The sequence below is a fragment of the Faecalibacillus sp. genome, from assembly GCF_047023275.1.
In the GTDB taxonomy this organism is placed as follows: domain Bacteria; phylum Bacillota_I; class Bacilli_A; order Erysipelotrichales; family Coprobacillaceae; genus Faecalibacillus.
In genome coordinates this window covers 1-20725 of the sequence record NZ_JBKYAR010000022.1, presented here as the reverse complement: position 1 = coordinate 20725, position 20725 = coordinate 1, and the positions used below count along the sequence as shown (strand labels likewise).

The 20725-nt window shown below is 30.4% G+C and carries 17 protein-coding genes; 12 read left to right on the top strand and 5 right to left on the bottom strand.

Annotated features, from left to right (window positions below; genetic code table 11):
- Positions 1-342, top strand: coding sequence for a hydrogenase maturation nickel metallochaperone HypA (locus ACLVEP_RS08720; RefSeq protein WP_412584255.1), 342 nt, complete (start codon positions 1-3; stop codon positions 340-342).
- A 33-nt stretch (positions 343-375) separates the two neighbouring features.
- Here ACLVEP_RS08720 and ACLVEP_RS08715 read toward each other — a convergent pair whose 3' ends face one another.
- A complete protein-coding gene (locus ACLVEP_RS08715; RefSeq protein WP_412584254.1) occupies positions 376-936 on the bottom strand; it encodes a TetR/AcrR family transcriptional regulator in 561 nt (186 codons plus the stop codon).
- Positions 937-1081: 145 nt separating this feature from the next.
- On the opposite strand from ACLVEP_RS08715, the gene ACLVEP_RS08710 reads away from it, so the two are divergent.
- Entirely contained in the window at positions 1082-3121 is a 2040-nt protein-coding gene (locus ACLVEP_RS08710; protein ID WP_412584251.1) for an FAD-dependent oxidoreductase, read from the top strand.
- 123 nt (positions 3122-3244) lie between these two features.
- On the opposite strand, the gene ACLVEP_RS08705 is transcribed toward ACLVEP_RS08710, so the two are convergent.
- Both ACLVEP_RS08705 and ACLVEP_RS08700 read right to left on the bottom strand, forming a co-directional pair.
- Entirely contained in the window at positions 3245-4243 is a 999-nt protein-coding gene (locus ACLVEP_RS08705) for a GGGtGRT protein (RefSeq protein ID WP_022001700.1), read from the bottom strand.
- Positions 4244-4260: 17 nt separating this feature from the next.
- Positions 4261-4953, bottom strand: coding sequence for an iron-sulfur cluster assembly scaffold protein (locus ACLVEP_RS08700; RefSeq protein ID WP_022001699.1), 693 nt, complete (start codon positions 4951-4953; stop codon positions 4261-4263).
- A 399-nt stretch (positions 4954-5352) separates the two neighbouring features.
- Between ACLVEP_RS08700 and eno the strand changes: the two genes are divergently transcribed.
- From eno to ACLVEP_RS08660, 8 genes are all read left to right on the top strand, one after another.
- Complete coding sequence (eno, locus tag ACLVEP_RS08695; RefSeq protein WP_412584249.1) at positions 5353-6642, top strand: phosphopyruvate hydratase; 1290 nt, start codon at positions 5353-5355, stop codon at positions 6640-6642.
- A 477-nt stretch (positions 6643-7119) separates the two neighbouring features.
- On the top strand, positions 7120-8424 hold the full coding sequence (locus ACLVEP_RS08690) for a PTS sugar transporter subunit IIC (protein WP_412583089.1): 1305 nt from the start codon (positions 7120-7122) through the stop codon (positions 8422-8424).
- A gap of 77 nt (positions 8425-8501) precedes the next feature.
- A complete protein-coding gene (locus tag ACLVEP_RS08685) occupies positions 8502-9416 on the top strand; it encodes a MurR/RpiR family transcriptional regulator (protein WP_412584247.1) in 915 nt (304 codons plus the stop codon).
- On the top strand, positions 9382-10317 hold the full coding sequence (gene manA / locus ACLVEP_RS08680) for a mannose-6-phosphate isomerase, class I (protein ID WP_412584246.1): 936 nt from the start codon (positions 9382-9384) through the stop codon (positions 10315-10317). The genes ACLVEP_RS08685 and manA overlap by 35 nt, the downstream gene beginning before the upstream one ends.
- Before the next feature lie 94 nt (positions 10318-10411).
- Positions 10412-11131: a putative ABC transporter permease gene (locus tag ACLVEP_RS08675; RefSeq protein WP_412584244.1), complete on the top strand. Its 720-nt coding sequence runs from the start codon at positions 10412-10414 to the stop codon at positions 11129-11131.
- 8 nt (positions 11132-11139) lie between these two features.
- Positions 11140-11688: a GNAT family N-acetyltransferase gene (locus tag ACLVEP_RS08670; protein WP_412584243.1), complete on the top strand. Its 549-nt coding sequence runs from the start codon at positions 11140-11142 to the stop codon at positions 11686-11688.
- A gap of 64 nt (positions 11689-11752) precedes the next feature.
- Positions 11753-13165, top strand: a complete 1413-nt coding sequence (locus ACLVEP_RS08665) for a glycoside hydrolase family 1 protein (RefSeq protein ID WP_412584242.1) — start codon at positions 11753-11755, stop codon at positions 13163-13165.
- Positions 13166-13257: 92 nt separating this feature from the next.
- Positions 13258-13929 carry a GTP pyrophosphokinase family protein gene (locus tag ACLVEP_RS08660; protein WP_412584241.1) on the top strand — a complete coding sequence of 224 codons (672 nt, stop codon included), beginning with the start codon at positions 13258-13260 and terminating at the stop codon, positions 13927-13929.
- A 27-nt stretch (positions 13930-13956) separates the two neighbouring features.
- On the opposite strand, the gene ACLVEP_RS08655 is transcribed toward ACLVEP_RS08660, so the two are convergent.
- Together ACLVEP_RS08655 and ACLVEP_RS08650 are read right to left on the bottom strand one after the other, a co-directional pair.
- The gene (locus tag ACLVEP_RS08655) at positions 13957-15294 is read right to left on the bottom strand and encodes an MATE family efflux transporter (protein ID WP_412584238.1); all 1338 of its coding nucleotides are present in this window, start codon (positions 15292-15294) and stop codon (positions 13957-13959) included.
- Positions 15295-15377: 83 nt separating this feature from the next.
- The gene (locus ACLVEP_RS08650; protein ID WP_412584236.1) at positions 15378-17939 is read right to left on the bottom strand and encodes a cation-translocating P-type ATPase; all 2562 of its coding nucleotides are present in this window, start codon (positions 17937-17939) and stop codon (positions 15378-15380) included.
- A 252-nt stretch (positions 17940-18191) separates the two neighbouring features.
- On the opposite strand from ACLVEP_RS08650, the gene ACLVEP_RS08645 reads away from it, so the two are divergent.
- Both ACLVEP_RS08645 and ACLVEP_RS08640 read left to right on the top strand, forming a co-directional pair.
- Positions 18192-19106 (top strand): LysR family transcriptional regulator, encoded by a 915-nt coding sequence (locus ACLVEP_RS08645; protein WP_412584234.1) that lies wholly within the window; start codon positions 18192-18194, stop codon positions 19104-19106.
- Positions 19107-19220: 114 nt separating this feature from the next.
- Positions 19221-20474 (top strand): IS256 family transposase, encoded by a 1254-nt coding sequence (locus ACLVEP_RS08640; protein ID WP_412584232.1) that lies wholly within the window; start codon positions 19221-19223, stop codon positions 20472-20474.
- The last annotated feature ends 251 nt before the right edge of the window (positions 20475-20725 follow it).

Genomic DNA, 20725 nt, shown 5'->3' with positions numbered 1-20725 from the left:
ATGCATGAAATAGGCGCATTAAAAAAGGCAGTTGATTTATGTAATCAAATTGCCGTAGATAATAAAATAGATTCTATTAAAACTATAACTTTAGAAGTAGGAGAACTTACTGGATATTTACCTGTTTTCTTTGAAAAATACTATCCAGTTGTCATTGAAGACTATCCTATTTTAAAAGAAAGTACTTTAAAATGTATTGTTGTTAAAGGACAAGCCACATGCAATGAATGTGATGCATTTTATAATGTTATGAAATGTAAGGGAGTTTGTCCTAAATGTGGTAGTCGACAAAAAACAATCATATCTGGACAACAATTCTTGGTTAAAAATATAGAATATTAATAAAATGGACTTATGAATATTTCATAGGTCCATTTATTTTGTATATATAAAATCATATAATCCATATTTAATAACTTCATCAAATAATTTTTTTACTTTATCTTCATCAATTGAAAAGTTTGAATCATACCATTTTTTTAATATAGCATTCCCTCCGCAAATAATATAACTAAATAATAAATCAGCTTCTTCAATAGAAATGTTACTTTCTTTTAACCAATGATTTATTGTTTTTTGTTTCATATTTTCTTCGATAATTTTTGCAATGTTTTCTTGATTTTCAAAAGAAAAAAGTAAACTAAATAGTTTTTTATTTTCTTTTATTTCTTTGAATAATAAATCGATCATCTTTTTTGAATCAGTATCAAAATTATATTCATTAAAAGATTCTAAAAATTCATTTACTAATTTTTTTTGAAGTGTTTCTAATAAGACAAAAGTATTATCATAATGAGCATAAAATGTACAACGATTAATGTTTGCTTTTTTACAAATATCAGTAACCGTAATATTTTGGAATTTTTTAGTTTCTAATAAATCTAAAAAAGAATTTTCAATATTTTTTAAAGTTTTTTCGATACGTTTATCTTTCATAAAATGTCCTTTCCAACAAATAGGTTGTAAACTGTTGGATATCCTACAGTTCTTAGTTTATTTGATGTTTGTGTCTATTTATAAACAAATTATATAATAAACTTGAAAGAAAACAAACACATGTTGGTTAAATAGGAGGAAGAGGATGAAGAAAGAATATGAAAAGTTGTTTTCACCAATGAAAATTGGAACATGTGAAATTAAAAATCGTTTTATTATGTGTCCAATGGAAGGTACAACAATGATTGGATGGCTCACAAATAAAGGCTATGAAGAAGAAACACACGATTTATTGATTGAAAGGGCAAAAGATGGAGTTGGTTTGATTATTCCAGGGGCTGTTCCTCTTTATTCAATGATGGGGCATAAACCTATTTGGAAACACCCTGAAGCTTTTAAAGGTGTAAAAGAGGTCATGGAAGAAATTCATGGATATGGTTCAAAAGTTTTTTTTCAATTATCAGTTGGGTTAGGAAGAAATTCATTAATGCCTAATGAATTATGGAAAAAGTATAAGTTTGCTAATTTATTTATGAAATTAGGAAAATCCAATGTCAGTGCGGATGCAGGGTTACCAAACGTTTGGAAACCTGAATGGAAAACTAAACAAATGAGTGAAAAGGAAATTAATGAATGCATTCAAGGAATGGCAGAAACAGCTTATTTATGTAAACAAAATGGTGTAGATGGTATAGAAATTCATGCGGTCCACGAGGGTTATTTATTAGATCAATTTACAATGCCTTATACAAATCATAGAATGGATAAATACGGTGGTTCTTTGACAAATAGATACCGATTTGCATGTGAAATCGTACGTGCAATCAAAGCTAAATGTGGATGGGACTATCCAGTTATTTTAAGATATTCTGTGACATCAAAAGTGAAAAATTTTAATGAAGGAATTATTCCTCAAGATCATATTTCTAAAGAGATAGGAAGATCGATGGAAGAATCTAAACAGGCAATTAGGTTATTAGAAGAAGCAGGGTATGATGGCTTTGATGTTGATAATGGAACTTATGATTCTTGGTATTGGGCACATCCACCAGTTTATATGCCATTAAATTGTAACTTAGAAGATAGCATAGAAATAAAAAAATATACAACAAAACCTGTTATTTGTGCTGGACGTATGCAAATTGATGAAGCATCAAAAGCAATTAATGAAAATAAAATTGACGGTATTGGACTTGCAAGACAATTTTTAGCAGATGAACTCTATTTGACAAAGATCAAAGAAGAAAGATATTCTGAGATTAGACCATGTATTTCTTGTCATGTGGGTTGTATGCCTATTGGTATGTGGAAAGATTCTGGTACTGTAGCTGATTTAAAACAGCCAACAGGGGTTTGTGCGCTTAATCCATATACAAGAAATGAAAAGAAATATGCTGTAAAGGTGACAAATAATCCAAAAAGAATTGCTGTTATTGGTGGTGGAATTGCCGGTATGGAATTTGCTTTACAAGCTAAAAAAAGAGGACATACAATTTGTATTTATGAAAAAACAAATCGTCTAGGTGGTGTCTTTAATGAAGCAGCAAGTTTTTCTTTTAAAGAAAAAGATCGAGATTTACTTCAATTTTATATAGAAATGATTGAAAAAAATAATATTGAAGTGCATTATGATACTGAAATCAAAGAATTAAAAGAATTAAATTATGATGGATATGTTATAGCTACAGGGGCTAGTAGTACAAGGAAACTTAATGTTCCAGGTAATGAATATGCGATAAATGCTGTTGATTTCTTAGCGAACAACATGCCATGTAATAATCAAGTTGCTATCATAGGTGGTGGACTTACTGGTTGTGAAATTGCTTATGAACTTGCATTACAAGGGAAACATCCATTTATTATAGAAATGGCAGATGATATTTTAAAAGTACCTGGTTCATGTATGGCTAATACAAGTTTTTTAAGAGATGCATTTAAATTTTATAATGTACCAATTTATACATTAGCTAAAACTATTGCTATTTTACCGGATGCTGTTTTTATAGAAAATAACAACGGACACAAAAAACAATTGAATTGTGATACGATTGTAACATCGATAGGATATGTTAATGAAAAATCATTTGAGAAAAAGAATAATGTACATATCATAGGTGATGCTGATAAAGTAGCAAATTTAAAACATGCTATTTGGCAAGCAAATGACTTAGCAGTTAGAATATAATTTTTAATTATAAATTTTATACCACAAAAAATATCTCAAAGCTGGATATGTTTAAATAAAAAGTGTAAATAAAAAGCCTCGATATAATCGAGACTTTTTTAGATATATTTAAGTAAATATTAATTATTTACAAGCTTCTTCGATAGCAACAGCAACTGCAACAGTAGCTCCAACCATTGGGTTGTTACCCATACCGATTAATCCCATCATTTCTACGTGAGCAGGAACTGATGAAGAACCAGCGAATTGAGCATCACTGTGCATACGTCCCATAGTATCAGTCATACCATAAGAAGCAGGACCAGCAGCCATGTTATCAGGATGTAAAGTACGTCCAGTTCCACCACCAGATGCAACTGAGAAGTATTTTTTACCTTGTTCAATACATTCTTTTTTATATGTTCCAGCAACTGGATGTTGGAAACGAGTAGGGTTAGTAGAGTTACCAGTAATTGATACATCTACACCTTCTTTATGCATGATAGCAACACCTTCACGTACGTCATCTGCACCATAGCAGTTAACTTTAGCACGTGGACCATCACTATAAGCAGTTCTAGATACTTCTTTAACTTCTCCAGTGAAATAATCGAATTGAGTTTCTACATAAGTGAAACCATTGATTCTTGAGATGATTTTAGCAGCATCTTTTCCTAAACCATTTAAGATAACTCTTAATGGATTTTTTCTAACTTTGTTAGCTTTTTCAGCAATTTTGATTGCACCTTCAGCAGCAGCGAAAGATTCATGTCCAGCTAAGAAAGCGAAACATTGAGTATTTTCGTTTAATAACATTGCTCCTAAGTTACCATGACCTAAACCTACTTTACGATCATCAGCAACAGATCCTGGAATACAGAATGATTGTAATCCAACACCGATTGTTTTAGCAGCATCTTCTGCTTTAGTATCACCATTTTTAATTGCCATAGCAGCACCAACTGTATATGCCCAACAAGCGTTTTCGAAACAAATTGGTTGTGTAGATTTTACGATATCATAAACGTTGATACCTTTTTCATCACAAATAGCTTTTGCTTCTTCGATTGATTTGATATCATATTTAGCTAATGCAGCGTTAATTTGATCAATTCTTCTTTCATAACTTTCAAATAATGCCATTTTTTCGTATCCTCCTATTATTCTTTTCTTGGATCGATGTATTTAGCAGCATCGTTGAATCTACCGTAGTTACCTTTAGCAGCTTCTAAAGCTTCATTAGCATCTTTTCCATCTTTAATCATTTCCATCATTCTACCTAAGTTAACGAATTCGTAACCGATAATTTCATCATTTGTATCTAAAGCGATACGAGTAATGTAACCTTCAGTTAATTCTAAGTAACGAGGTCCTTTTAATTTAGTAGAGTATGATGTACCTACCATTGATCTTAAACCTTTACCTAAGTCTTCAAGACCAGCACCTACAGGTAATCCACCTTCAGAGAATGCTGATTGAGTACGTCCATAAACGATTTGTAAGAATAATTCTCTCATAGCTGTGTTAATAGCGTCACAAACTAAGTCAGTATTTAAACCTTCTAATAAAGTTTTACCAACTAATGCTTCACTAGCCATAGCAGCAGAGTGAGTCATACCTGAGCATCCAACAGTTTCGATTAATGCTTCTTCAATGATACCTTCTTTAACATTTAAAGTAAGTTTACATGCACCTTGTTGTGGAGCACACCAACCAATACCATGTGTTAAACCAGAAATATCTTTGATTTCTCTTGAATATACCCATTTTCCTTCTTCAGGAATAGGAGCACATCCGTGTGATGCACCACGATTTACAGTGCACATTTCTTCAACTTCATGTGAATAAATCATTTTTTATTTTCTCCTTTCATCACATTAATGATCACAAACATTAAAAAAGAAATAACGTAAAACTACATAAATTTCTTCCTTCAGGTGAAGGAATTCACCTGAACAAATTATAAGGTGTCGATTAAAGAAAGTCAATGAAACAAGAAAGATAAATAAATGAAAAAAGAAATTTTTTTGTATCTATCAAAGAATATTTTATAAAAAAAGAGACAAAATAGTGTTTAGAGTAGGAAAAAAGTACTCAAAAAGGGTTGACATATACAGTTAGTGTATGCTAACTTATAGACAGTTAGTTACAGCTAACTTCGTGTTAATAAATCATTTTTTATTGATACCAAATCACAAACAAAGATCACAAACAAACACAAACAAAACAAAACGAAAGAAGGAAGTATTAAAATGGATTTAATTCAAAGTATTAAAGCACGCGAAGTATTAGACTCTCGTGGGAATCCAACTGTTGAAGTTGAAGTAAGAAGTGAATGTGGAGCTTTTGGTAGAGCAATCGTACCAAGTGGAGCTTCTACAGGAATTTATGAAGCAGTAGAATTAAGAGATGGAGACAAATCACGTTATTTAGGTAAAGGTGTTTTACAAGCCGTAAAAAATGTAAATGAAGTAATTGCTCCTGAATTATTAGGATATGATGTTTTTGCTCAAAGAGAAATTGATCAAGCAATGATTGATTTAGATGGTACAGATAATAAAGGTAAACTTGGAGCAAACGCTATCTTAGGTGTTTCTCTTGCTGTTGCTAAATGTGCAGCTGATTCTTTAGGTATGCCATTATATCGTTATATTGGTGGAGCAAACGCTCATGTTATTCCTACACCAATGATGAACATCATTAATGGTGGGGCACATGCTGATAACAACATTGATTTCCAAGAATTTATGATTATGCCAGTTTCAGCTCCTACATTTAAAGAAGCAATTCGTATGGGTGCTGAAGTATTCCATAATTTAAAAGCTGTATTACATGATAAAGGATTAAATACTGCTGTAGGTGATGAAGGTGGATTTGCACCTAACTTAAAATCAAATGAAGAAGCTATTCAAACAGTTATTGAAGCAATTGAAAAAGCAGGTTATAAACCAGGTGTAGATGTTAAACTTGCAATGGACGTTGCTAGTTCAGAATTCTATAAAGATGGTAAATATATTTTACCAGGTGAAGGAAATAGAACATTTACTTCAAAAGAATTAGTTGATTTCTATGCTGAATTAGTTGAAAAATATCCAATTATTTCTATCGAAGATGGTCTTGATCAAGATGACTGGGATGGATGGAAATATTTAACTGAAAAATTAGGTAAGAAAGTACAATTAGTAGGGGATGACTTCTTTGTAACAAATACAAAACGTTTACAAGAAGGTATTGCTAAAAAAACTGCTAACTCTATCTTAATTAAAGTAAATCAAATTGGTACTTTAACTGAAACATTAGAAGCTATTCAAATGGCTCAAAAAGCAAACTATACTGCTGTTGTTTCTCATAGATCTGGTGAAACAGAAGATACAACAATTGCTGATATCGCTGTTGCTACAAATGCTGGACAAATTAAAACTGGTTCTGCATCAAGAACAGATCGTATTGCTAAATACAATCAATTATTAAGAATTGAAGATGAATTAGGAAAACAAAGCTTATATGGTGGAGTAGATTCATTCTATCAATTAGATAAATAATTTTGATATTAAAAGATAATGTTATTATATCCCTTTAACGATTAAATCGTAACTTCCCAATTTTAGACTAAATCATATAATGAAATATTATCTTTTAATAATATAGATAAGAAAGGTGATGCAAAGTCACCTTTTTTTGTAAATAAATTACATGCTTTGTTGGACTAAAAGGAATTTATGAAAATAACTCTCTAAATATTATAAAAAGATATACAATTTTTATTCTATATATAAAATAAAGGTTGTCATTTACTTAAATACCTTCCGTATTTTTTGACTACTTGCGGAAATGACACGAAAATCATTTGTCTCAACAAATGATTTTTTTCTTTTTGGTCATGTAAAAAAATTACATTGTTTTTTTTAAGAGAAAAGAATGTTGTAAATAAAAAACAAAAACCAATGTAAGCCTTTAACAACAAAAAAAGTCACGTTATGATAATCGTGTCAAAATTAATTAAGGGGAGGAAAAAAATTATGGACAAAATGGCAGATGTCTTAGGTCGTGCTGGTGCATGGTGCGGTCAAAACAAATATTTATCTGCGATCAAGAATGCGTTCCAAAACTTCATGCCTTTAACTATTGCAGGAGCAATTGGGGTTTTATGGTGTAACGTATTAGTTAATGATCAAACAGGGTTAGGAATTTTCTTTAAACCAATTATGGCTTTAGATTTCTTAAACCCAGCATTCCAAGCTGTTAACTTCTGTACAATCAGTTGTATCACAGTTGGAATTACTCTTGGGATTGCTCAAGAAATCGGTGTTTGGAATATGGGAGCTGAAAAAGCTGGTTATATCCCAGGTTTAGTTGGATTAGCTGCTTGGTTATCAGTTACAAACACTTCACATGTTATTGAAGGAGCTAAAGATCCTTTTACTGGTGTTGCTGGTAATGAACTTGGAGCAACAGGTTTATTCACTGGTATGATCATTGGTGTATTAGCTGTTGAATTATTCTGTTTCTTTGAAAAACAAGATGCATTGAAAATTAAAATGCCAGATCAAGTTCCACCAGGAGTTGCGCGTGCATTCGAAGTTTTAGTACCAGCTACTTTAACTTTAATCGTAACTGCTTGTATTGGATCAGCTTGTTATAACTTAACTGGGTTATATTTAAATGATGTCATCAAAAACAGTATCCAAGGTCCACTAGGTGCTGTAGGGGCAACAATTCCAGGTGTTATGATTATCTATTTAGTAATTATGTTATTCTGGTTAGTAGGTATTCATGGTAACAACATGTTATCTGCAGTAAAAGAAGCATTATTTACACCATTAGCACTTGAAAACGTTGAAAAATTCAACAAAGGTGAAAAACCAACAAACATCATCAATATGTATTTCTTACAAATGTGTGGTGAATTTGGTGGTTCAGGTGTAACTATCGGTTTAGTAATTGCCATCATGATTTTTGGTAAACGTGAAGATAACAAAGCAATCGCCTCATTATCATTAGTTCCAGGTTTATTCAATATCAATGAAACAGTTACATTCGGTATTCCAATGGTATTAAACCCAATCTTAGGTATTCCATTTGTATTTGCATGTTTAGTAACTATCTTAATTGGTTATGTATTAACAGTTATCGGATTCTGTCCAGTTGCTTGTTTAACAGTACCTTGGACAACTCCACCACTTGTATTTGGTTTCTTAGCAACAGGTGCAAGCCCAATGGGTGCAGTAACTCAAGCAATTTTAATTGTTGTATCAACAGTCATCTACACACCATTCTTAATTGCTTACGAAAAATACCAAAACAAACAAGCTGCAGAAGCTTAATAATGAAATTGACAAGGATACGTTGTATCCTTGTCTTTCATTGTATATAAAGGTACAATGAATTTAGAGGTGAGAATATGAGTTTATTATCAACGTTAGAATATCAAAGTGGATTTAGTGATTTGGAAAAGAAAATAGCAAATTATTTAATTGAACATAAAGAAGATGTAATTCATATGAATCTTAAAGAATTAGCTGAGGCAACTTATACTTCCACAGCAACAATTAGTCGTTTTTGTAAAAAAGTAGGAGAAAAGAACTTTAATGATTTTCGTGTACATTTTGCTGAAGTGACACAATATCAATCGTTTGCAACTGTTAATTTTAATAGACCTTTTTTACCAGATAGTTCATATGAAATAATTCAAAATAATATCAGTGATATTTATAAACAAACAATAGATGGTACAAATCAAGTTTTAGATATGAATGAATTAAAAAAAGCAGTAGATTATATTGAAAAAACACAAATCATTGATATTTTTGGATTTGGGGATTCATTTTTAACAGCACAGATGTTTGAACATAAAATGACATATGTAAATAAAATCGTTAATTTAAAACATATTCCAACAGAACAAAACCAACAAGCACTCTATACAAATAAAGATACTGTCGCAATTGTCATTTCATATTCAGGTGAAACAAATGAAATAAAACCTATTGTTGATCGTATTAAAAAAAATGGTGGTGTAATCATTGCGATTACTTCTTTGAATAATAGTTATTTAAGAAAAAATGCAAATATTTGTTTAACAATGTGTTCAAAAGAAAATATTATTAATAAAATAGGTGTTTATTCTTCTAAAATTAGTAGTGATTATATTATTGATTTAATTTATTCTATGATATTTCAAAAACATTATCAGGATTTAATAATTGATAAAGTTTCAATGGGAATCAATGGGATTTACGAAGAAATGAATCGACACATGAAAAAGGGAAAGGAGAATAGAAATGGGACATATTTTATGGGTAGAACCAGTATTTAAAGAAATGATTTGGGGAGGGAATCAACTTAAAGAAAAGTATGGTTATGATATTCCAAGTAATCAAACAGGAGAATGTTGGGCACCTTCAGCACATCCTAATGGTGATAATACAATCAAAGAAGGTGAATTCAAAGGACAAACTTTATCAAAAGTCTTTGCAGAACATCGTGAACTTTTTGGAAATATCAAAGACAAACAATTTCCATTACTTGTAAAAATCATCGATGCTTGTAATGATTTATCAGTACAAGTCCATCCAGATGATGAATATGCAGCACTTCATGAAAACTCATTAGGAAAAACAGAATGCTGGTATGTTTTAGATTGTAAAGAAGATACAAAGATGGTGATGGGACATCATGCTCAAACAAAAGAAGAACTTGTAAGTGCTATTGAAAATGATGATTATGATCATTTATTAAATAAATTTGATATCAAAAAGGGAGATTTCTTCTATATTCCAAGTGGAACAATTCATGCCATCTGTAAAGGATCATTGATCTATGAAGCACAACAATCATCAGATATCACATATCGAGTATATGATTATCATCGAAAAGATAAAGATGGAAATGAAAGACAACTACATGTAAAACAATCCATCGATGTAACAACAGTGCCATATAAACCATATGATCTAGCTAAACAAGTAGAAGAAACAATCGAAAATGGAACAAGAAAAGAACTCGTTTCATCAAATTATTTAACATTAAATAAATATGATATGACAGGATATAATAAAGTCATCAATGATAAACCATTCCAACTTGTATCAATTATTGAAGGACAAGGTACAGTAGAAGGAAAAGAAGTCAAAAAAGGAGATCACTTTGTTGTATGTTCTGATCAAAAAGAAGTTCATTTTGATGGAACAATGACAGTGATGATTTGTACATTATAATAAGGCGTAAGCCTTATTTTTTTAACTTGATTTTTTAGGTTGTTTCAAGTATTCTAAATAATATATTATTTTATAAAATGAAATAGGTGATGTTATGAAAGAATGGTTGATTTTAGCGTTTATATTTTTTATTGGGAGTTTAGCTGGATGGCTTTTAGAACTTATTTTTCGTCGCTTTTTTTCAAAAGCTAATCCATCAAGAAAATGGATCAATCCCGGTTTTTTAGTAGGACCTTATTTACCGCTTTATGGTTTTAGTTTATGTGTGGTTTATTTATTAGCACATATTGATGTTTCATTTATTCATGAAGTGTATTTAAGAAAGACGGTTTTATTTTTATTAATGGCTTTATCAGTTACTTTAATTGAATATTTTGCGGGACTTATTTTTATCAAAGGAATGCATGTAAAACTTTGGGATTATAGTGATGAAAAGTTTAATATCCAAGGGATTATTTGTCCTAAGTTTACTTTCTTTTGGTATTTATTAAGTGCAATGTATTATTTTTTAATTCATCCTAATATTATTCATTCAATTGAATGGCTTGCTGGTAATTTATGGTTTTCATTTTTTGTAGGTTTATTTTATGGAGTCTTTTTAATTGATGTGGGATATTCTTTAAATATTTTAAACAATATTCAAAAATTTGCGAAAGAAAACGATATTATTGTCCAATATGAATCATTTAGAAAACATGTTGATGAATTAAGAAATGAACTTAAAGAAAAAGAACGTTTTATTTTTTCTATGAAATTGGACCATATTTCAATAAAGAAATCATTAAAAGCATATTTTGATAAATATTATAAATAGGAGATATTATGGAATTAGAATTAAAGAAAATAAGTGAAAATGATATAGAACAAGTAAATAAACTTTATTATAGTGCTTTTCCAGCAGATGAAAGAGCTCCTTGGAAAGCATTAATAGAAAAACACAATGAAGGTAAAGGGGAATTTTTATCAATCTATGATCAAAATAAGTGGGTTGGATTAACTTATGTAATTAGTTATCAAAACTTATCTTATGTTTTGTATCTTGCTATTGATGATATGCAAAGAGGACATGGTTATGGAAGTAGTGTCTTACAAATGTTGAAAAAAAGATATCCTCATACCATTATGTTATGTATTGAAGAAGTTGATGAAAAGTATGATAATTATAATCAACGTATCCACCGTAAAAATTTCTATTTAAGAAACGGTCTACAAGAAATGGGCTTTAAATATGTAGAAAAAGATGTTAAATATGAAATGCTTTATGTTGGAGAAAAATTATCAAGTAAAGTTTATGATGAATTAATGGTTGATTATGCAGGACCTGTTTATCATAAATTTAGAGATTATAAAGCAGATGAGTTTTTCGATTAAACATCCATGTGGATGTTTTTTTATTTTGATAGTATAATAAATATAATGTTAGGAGGAAGAAAGAATGTTACACAAAAAATTAAAACCATTTCCTAAAGACTTTCTTTGGGGAGCAAGTACATCAGCTTATCAAGTAGAAGGAGCTAACTTATCACATGGGAAAGGGCCTTCAGTACAAGATGTAAAAAAGGTTCCAGAAGGAACATCTGATTTAACTGTATGTGCAGATTTTTATCATCGTTATAAAGAAGATATTGCTTTAATGGCTGAAATGGGCTTTAAAGTTTATCGTTTTTCTATTTCTTGGTCAAGAATTTTACCTCAAGGAACAGGTGAAGTAAATCAAGAAGGAATTGATTTTTATAATAATGTCATCAATGAATGTCTTAAATACAATATTATTCCATTAGTGACAATGTTCCATTTTGATATGCCACAAGCTTTAGAAGAAAGAGGTGGATGGGAAAAACGCGAATCTATTGATTGGTTTGTTAATTTCGCCAAAGTGATGTTTGAAAACTTTGGAGATCGTGTTAAATATTGGCTTACAATCAACGAACAAAATGTTTTAATTTTATCAGGAGATATCATTGGAACAACAACCCTTACAGGACCAGAAAAATATAAATCTCTTTACCAACAAAATCATCATATGTTAGTTGCTCAAGCTAAAGCAATGGCTTTATGCCATGAAATGGTTGAAGGTGGTAAAATTGGACCTGCACCAAATATTTCTCTTGCTTATCCAGCAAGTTGCAAACCTGAAGATCAATTAGCTGCACAAAATTTAAATGCAATTCGTAACTGGCTATATTTAGATATGGCTGTTTATGGAGAATACAATCATTTAGCATGGGCTTTCATGGAAAAAAGAAATGCAACTCCTCATATTGAAGAAGGAGATATGGAAATTCTAAAAAATGGGCATCCTGATTTCATTGGTTTCAATTATTATTCAACAGCAACTGTTGCTTGGTGTGATGAAAATCAAGAAGAAACATTTGGACATGATCAACAAAAAACACGTATGGAAGAAGGCGTTTATTTAGGTGCTGCCAATCCAAATCTACCTCATACTGATTTTGGTTGGGAAATCGATCCATTTGGTTTTAGAGCAACAATTCGTGAAATGTATTCAAGATATCGTTTACCTATGATTGTTACTGAAAATGGACTAGGTGCTTATGATAAGTTAACAGAAGATGGTAAAGTTCACGATCAATATCGTATAGAATACTTAAGAAAACATATTGAACAAATCCAATTAGCAATTACTGATGGAGCTCAAATGATGGGATATTGTCCATGGTCAGCAATTGATTTGATTTCTACTCATGAAGGTATGGTTAAACGTTATGGATTTATTTATGTTGATAGAGATGAATTTGATTTAAAAACATTAGATCGTTATAGAAAAGATTCATTCTATTGGTATAAAAAAGTCATTGCTTCAAATGGTGAAGACCTTAGTGATTAAATCTTTAAAGAAAAAATCTTTAAAGATTTTTTCTTTTGTTAATGACAAGTTCATTTTTTTAGGTTTTAATAAAGATGAGGTGTTAGAGTAAAATGAGACCAAGTCAAAAAATTAAACAAAATGTTGTAAATCAAATAGCGAAAACAACTTTATATGAAAATGTATCTGAATTAATGAGAATGCAACAAATCTATGAAGCAGGAATCAAAGAAATTCGTACAAAATTAGAAATATTAGATGCTGAATTTAAAGTGAAACATGATCATAATCCAATTCATCATATTGAATCACGTTTAAAATCACCAGAAAGTATTTTAAAAAAGGCAATCAATAAAGACATTCCTGTAACAGAACGTTCTTTAGAAGAAAATATTCATGATATTGCAGGGATTCGTGTTATTTGTAATTATGTCGATGATGTTTATAAAGTAGCACAATTACTTACAGACCAAGATGATATTCGTTTAGTTGAAGTAAAAGATTATATTGCTAATCCTAAAGAAAGTGGATATATGTCTTTACATCTTGTTTTAGAAGTACCTATCTTTTTATCAGAAGGACCTAAACCAATTCATGTTGAAGTGCAACTACGTACAATTGCAATGGATTTTTGGGCTTCATTGGAACATAAACTTAAATATAAAACAGATAATAATGTTCCTGAAGATATTAAAGAAGAATTGCAAGAATGTGCAAAAACAATTGCTGGACTTGATTTAAAAATGCAAAATATTCATAATCGATTAAATTCAAAAGATATTTAAAAAAAGATATCGCAGTTGCGATATCTTTTAATTATGCACTTTTTTCAATTTATTCATTAAAATAATTAGTGTTGGAATTAAAATAATGATGGCAGCAAACCAAGCGATAGGGTTGGCAAAACAAATGGCATTATAACCAAATTTACCAACAAGAGCAAAAGCAACAAAAGCTCTTGCCACTAATTCAGCACCACCTGCAAGCATTGTAAGTGCTGATTTTCCTAAACCTTGAATGGTGTTTCTTGAAACAAACAAAATACCTAAAACAAAATAGAAAATACTATTACAAATCAAGAATTGTTGAGCATCATTAATAACTCCTGTTTCATTGCCGGCAACGAATAATAAAGTAAGATATTTTCCAAAGAAAATCATAAAGATACAGGCTACAATACCATAACCAATGACAAGTAACATCGATTCTTTAATTCCTTTAAAGATACGATCTACTTTTTTAGCACCTAAGTTTTGTCCAGAGAAAGTTGCCATTGTTGATCCCATCATATCCATTGGTTGCGTAAAGAACATTGATAGTTTTTGGGCAGCGGCAATAGCAGCCACTTTTGCTGAACCTAAAGTATTAACGGCACTTTGTAAGATAACAGCACCAACAGCTGTAATTGAATATTGCAATGCCATTGGGACGGCAATATTAATAAGTTTTTTAATAATTGGAAAACTGACAGATCTTGCATGATGATCAAATCTTAAATTTGGATATTTTTTAGCCATATAAATAAAACATAAAACTGCTGAAACACCTTGAGCAATGACTGTTGCAAGGGCGGCTCCTTGAACCCCCATATGAAAATTAATAATCATTGATAAATCTAAGACAACATTAAGTACTGATGAAACAATTAAGAAAATAAGTGGTGTTTTACTATCACCTAAAGCACGTGAAACACTCGCTAAAAAATTATAAGCAATAGTACATGTTAAACCATAAAAAATAATTGAAATATAATCATAAGATTGTTTAAAAATATTTGCTGGTGTTTGCATCCATTGAAGTAATGTTTCTGTTGTAAAGTGTGTTAAGACAGTAAGTACAATTGAAAAGAAGATACATAAGTAAAATGCATTCATAATTGTTTGAAGCATTCTTTTTTCTTCTTTAGCACCAAAAGCTTGGGCAATAGGAATCCCAAAACCAGCAGCAAGTCCTAAAACAAATCCAATAATTAAAAAGTTTAATGAACCAGTTGAACCAACAGCAGCAAGAGCATCTACCCCAACAAATCGTCCAACAATCATTGTATCTACAACATTATAAAGTTGTTGAAAAATAGCTCCCCCAATTAAAGGAATACAAAATGAAATAATCAGTTTTAATGTATTTCCATGTGTTAAATCTTTTTCCATCTAATCCCTCCCTAAAATCCTGTTTCTTTATTATAACATAGAAATAGCAAGGAAAATTTTTAAATTATGAAAAAAGATATTTTCTATTTGTTAGAAATCATTTTTTTTACTTGTATAAGACAAAAGGAAAGAAGTGAAAAAATATAAATGGGGGTCATTTGAAAAATGAACATTTTTTCAATTAAAAAGACTTTTTGCAAAAGAGGAATACATAAAACTAAATGTAATAAAAGAGTACCAGTTAAAAAAGCAAGAATACTCTGTTTATTTGAAAATAATCCAATTTGATAAATTGGTTTTTCATTTCGACTACTTAAACCATGAAGTAAACGTGATAAACAAATTGTCACAAAGGCAAAAGTGGAAGCAGCTCGATCATTTATTTTTAAGCCACAGTAATAACTAGCCATCGTACATAAACCAATAATAATGCCTTCAAAAGAGATCCTAAAAAGTGCGCATTTATTTAAAAGGGCTTCTTCCTTTTTCCTTGGTGGATATTTTAAAACATCCTGATCATTTTTTTCCATCCCAATTGCAATTGCAGGTAAAGAATCGGTAATTAAATTCATGAATAAAAGATGGGCAGGATAAAACGGTGTTGGTAAAATAAATATAGAAGTAAATAACACACAGAGAATTCCAGCAAAATTTCCTGACAATAAATAATAAATAGAATTTTTAAGATGTTCATAGACATTTCGACCAATAATAATGGCATGAACAATGGTTGAAAAATTATCATCTGTTAAAATCATATTGGCAGCATCTTTTGCGACTTCACTGCCTGTAATACCCATAGCTACCCCAATATCGCTTTGTTTAAGAGCAGGGGCATCGTTGACACCATCACCTGTCATGGCAACAACTTTTCCTTTTCTTTGCCAAGCTTCTACAATACGAATTTTATGTTCAGGAGCTACTCGCGCATAAACAGAAATACGAGGCAGAATTTCATCAAGTTCAGAATTATTTAGTAAATCCAATTTTTGACCTTCTAGACATAAATCATTTTCTTCAAAAATACCAATTTTTCTAGCAATACTTTTAGCAGTAATAATATGATCTCCAGTAATCATAATAGGCTTAATACCAGCTTTTTTACATTGAAGCACAGCTTCTTGACTTTCAACTCTAGGTGGATCCATTAAGGAAATAAGCCCAATAAAAGTAAGATGATTTTCATCTTCCAAGGTAAGCTTTTCATGGTTCAATTTTTTATAACCAAAGGCAAGAACTCGTAGACCTTCTTTGGCGAACTCTTGATTTTGTTTTAAAATATGTTCTTTTTGAAAAGGAGATAATGTTATTTTTTCACCATTGATTAAAAGTGTATCACATTTTTTTAAAAGAATATCTGGAGCACCTTTACTATAAAGATGATGTTTTGTAGAAACAGACATCATTTTTCTATTTGAATTAAAAGGTAGTTCGCCTGTTTTTAAAGATTCAATGGTTTTTATTGGAATACTTTGATGAATTAAATCAAGGAGAGCAAGTTCTGTAGGATCACCAATACGTTGTTCTTTGTTTATTTGGGCATTGTTACATAAATAACAGGTCTTTAATAAAATACGATGGTCATGATTTTGTAAATTAAAATGATCAATAAATTGTAAGTTGACATAGACATTTTGAACAGTCATTTTATTTTGGGTTAGTGTACCAGTCTTATCACTACAAATGACAGAAATACAGCCTAAACTTTCTATAGAATGAATATTTTTAATAATGGCGTGTTCTTTGACCATTTTTTGTGTAGAAAGGGAAAGAATGATTGTTACAATAGATCCTAAGGCTTCAGGAATAGCAGCCACGGCCAAAGCAACAGACATCATAAGGGCATCTAAAACATTTTCTCTAACAATAAATAATTGAAGTATTAAAACAATGAAACTAATTATTAAAATAAGAATGGATAATTGTTTATTCAAATAATCCAAATTCTTTTGTAAAGGTGTTTTACGATTTTTTGTATTATCTAATAAAGAGGCGATTTTGCCAATTTCAGTTTGCATACCAATTGCACAAACAATATATTTTCCGGTTCCATGATTTACAAGACTACCAGAAAAGACCATATTTTTTTGTTTAGCAAGAATGGCCTTTTCATTTATTATATCTACAGATTTATTAATACTTTCTACTTCGCCTGTTAATTGACTTTCATTGACTTGAAGATGATTAGCTTCAAGAAGACGACCATCGCCACTAATAATATCACCGGCTTCAATACAGACAAGATCGCCAACGGTTAATTCGTTTGCGTTTATTTCTTGTAATTGATTTTGACGAATAACTTTAACATGAGGAAGAGATAATTTTTTTAAACTTTCTAAGGATTTTTCTGATTTGAGAGTTTGGATTGTCCCTAAAAGGGCATTTAAAACAATAACAGCAATAATAACAAAAGTACTTTCAATTTGATGACTTAATCCAGAAATAATAGCGGCAAAGATTAAAATAATAACGAGTAAATCTTGAAATTGTTTTAAAAAGATCACAAGAGGGGAATCTTTCTTTTTTTCAATAAGTTCATTTTTACCATATTTTTCAATATGTTTTTTTACTTGTATTTCATTTAAACCTTCTAAAGAACTATCAGATTCTTTTAAAATATCTTGAATACTTTTTTGATAAAACATTACAGTTCCTCCTTTTAATAAAAAAGACAAAACTCGTTAAAGATCATTAATCCTTAACGAGTCTTGTCTTTAAGATGTACCAGAATAGAAAAACTATTCGCGTATGTTGATATCATCACACAGCTTGTGAGACTACTCCCTCATTGATTTCATTTTAACAATCTTTCTTTAAAAAGAATGTCGATTTATAAAATGTCAACAATTTTATTTTTATTAAGCTATGATATAATGACAATGGAAAAGGAGAAAAGTATGACATTAGCACAGTTAAGATACGTCATTACAGTTTCACAAGTAGGAACACTTTCAGAAGCTGCTAAGCGTTTATATATTTCACAACCTAGTTTAACAAATGCCATTAAAGAGTTAGAAAAGGAATTAGGTATTACGATTTTTATTCGTACCAATAAAGGAGTTATTTTATCAAGGCAAGGAGAAGAGTTTTTAGGTTATGCCAGACAAGTGATTGAACAAACAAATTTGATTGAAGAAAAATACTTACAAGATCATAATGTTAAACATGAATTTTGTATTTCTACGCAACATTATTCTTTTGCGGTAGAAGCTTTTGTTTCATTGATTAAAGAATATGGTGGAAAAGAATATGACTTTAGAATTAGAGAAATCCAAACTTATGAAATTATTGAAGATGTAGCCAAACTTAAAAGTGAAATAGGGGTTCTTTATCTTAATTCGTTTAATGAAGTTGTTTTAAAGAAAACGTTGAAAGAAAATGATTTAACATTTCATCGTTTATTTATTGCAAAGCCTCATGTTTTTATTGGAAAAGACAATCCTCTTGCAAACAAAACTAAAGTATCTTTAGAGGATTTAAAAGAATACCCACGCTTATCTTATGAACAAGGAGAACATAATTCTTTTTACTTTTCTGAAGAAATATTGAGTACTTTAGAAAGTCAAAAAGAAATTAAAGTATGTGATCGAGCAACACTCTTTAATTTATTAATAGGTCTTAATGGTTATACAATTTGTAGTGGAGTCATTAATGAACAACTTAATGGAAAAGATATTATTGCGGTTCCTTTAGAAGTAGATGATTATATGGAAATAGGCTATATTACGCATAATAAAGCTATATTAAGCCGTTTTGGACAACTTTATATTGATATCTTAAAAGAATATACAAAAAGGAGCTGTAACGAATAAATAGTTTTTACTGTTTATCGGAGAGTGTAAAATAAACTGTGTAAGTCAGGGGCGCGCGACCTGATGAACACAGTTTTTATTTTGTCTATGTTATAATTAGGAGGAAATGAGGATATGAACATGACTAGAAATAAACGTGACCCTAAAAAAGTTGCACTCGCGCAGGCAATCATTGATGCCTATAATCCAAACTCTGTTGAAGATATGAACGATGCTCTCAAAGATCTATTTGGGCCTTTATTTGAATCAATGCTTCAAGGTGAAATGAATAATCATCTTGGCTATGAATCCAATGATAAAGGTATCAAACAAACAGAAAACAGAAGAAATGGTTACACAAAGAAAACACTTAAGACATCACATGGTGAAGTGGAGATTGAATCACCTAGAGATCGTGATGGATCGTTTGAACCAGTACTGGTACCTAAACGTAAAAAAGATGTTTCTGCAATTGAAGAAAAGGTGCTCACAATGTATGCCAGAGGAATGTCGCAAAGAGATATTTCTAAAACTGTTGAAGACATTTATGGTTTTTCTGTATCACATGAAATGATATCTGACATTACTGATGCAATATTGCCTGAATTAGAAGAATGGCGTAATAGACCGCTTAAAAAATGCTATCCATTCTTATTTGTAGATTGTATGTATGTGTCATTAAGACATGATTATGAAGTAAATCAAACTGCTGTATATGTAATTTTGGGGTATGATCTAAGAGGTCATAAAGAAATCTTAGGATTATGGTTATCACCAACCGAAAGCAAGAATCAATGGATGCAGATTTTTGATGAATTAAAAGCTAGAGGATTAGAAGATGTGTTCTTTATTTCTATGGATGGTGTATCGGGTTTAGAGGAAGGTGCAAAAGCTATCTTTCCTAAAGTCGTTGTTCAAAGATGTATTGTACACTTAATAAGAAACTCTATTAAATATGTACCAAGTAAAGACTATAAGAAATTCACACAATCTTTAAAAAGAGTCTATGGTGCTACTAATATAAAAACTGCAAAAACGGCTTTTGAAACATTTCAAAAAGAATGGGCTCAATACCCAGGTGCCATAGATGTTTGGAAACGAAATTTCATACATGTAGAACAGCTTTTTAACTATGGAAGTGATGTTAGAAAAATCATGTATACGACTAACGCGATTGAATCAGTTAATTCTAGTTTTAGAAAAGTCACTAAAAAAGGAACATTTCCTAATGAGAATGCATTGTTTAAACTTTTATATCTAAGAATCAAAGAATTAGAAAACAAATGGGAAAATGGTCATATTAGGAATTGGTCAATGGTATTAAATCAATTGATGATAGATGATCATTTTACAACTAGAATCAATCAATATTTAAGTAGCCAATCTTAACCAAGAAGGATGCAATTGTTCATATATTGCATAACCTTTTATATACTCAAAAAGCAGCAGTATTAAAGATAAGTTTTAACACTGCTGCTTATTAAATACAAGTTCTTTTAGTGACACTACAAGAAATAATCACAAACTTGAATAACCTATTTTTTAGTAATGTTTAAATTACTTACACACTTTTCTTGACAAACCCGTTTATCGAGGAGTTACAGCTCTTCTTTTTTTATTCTTAGTTTCTATTTAAAATG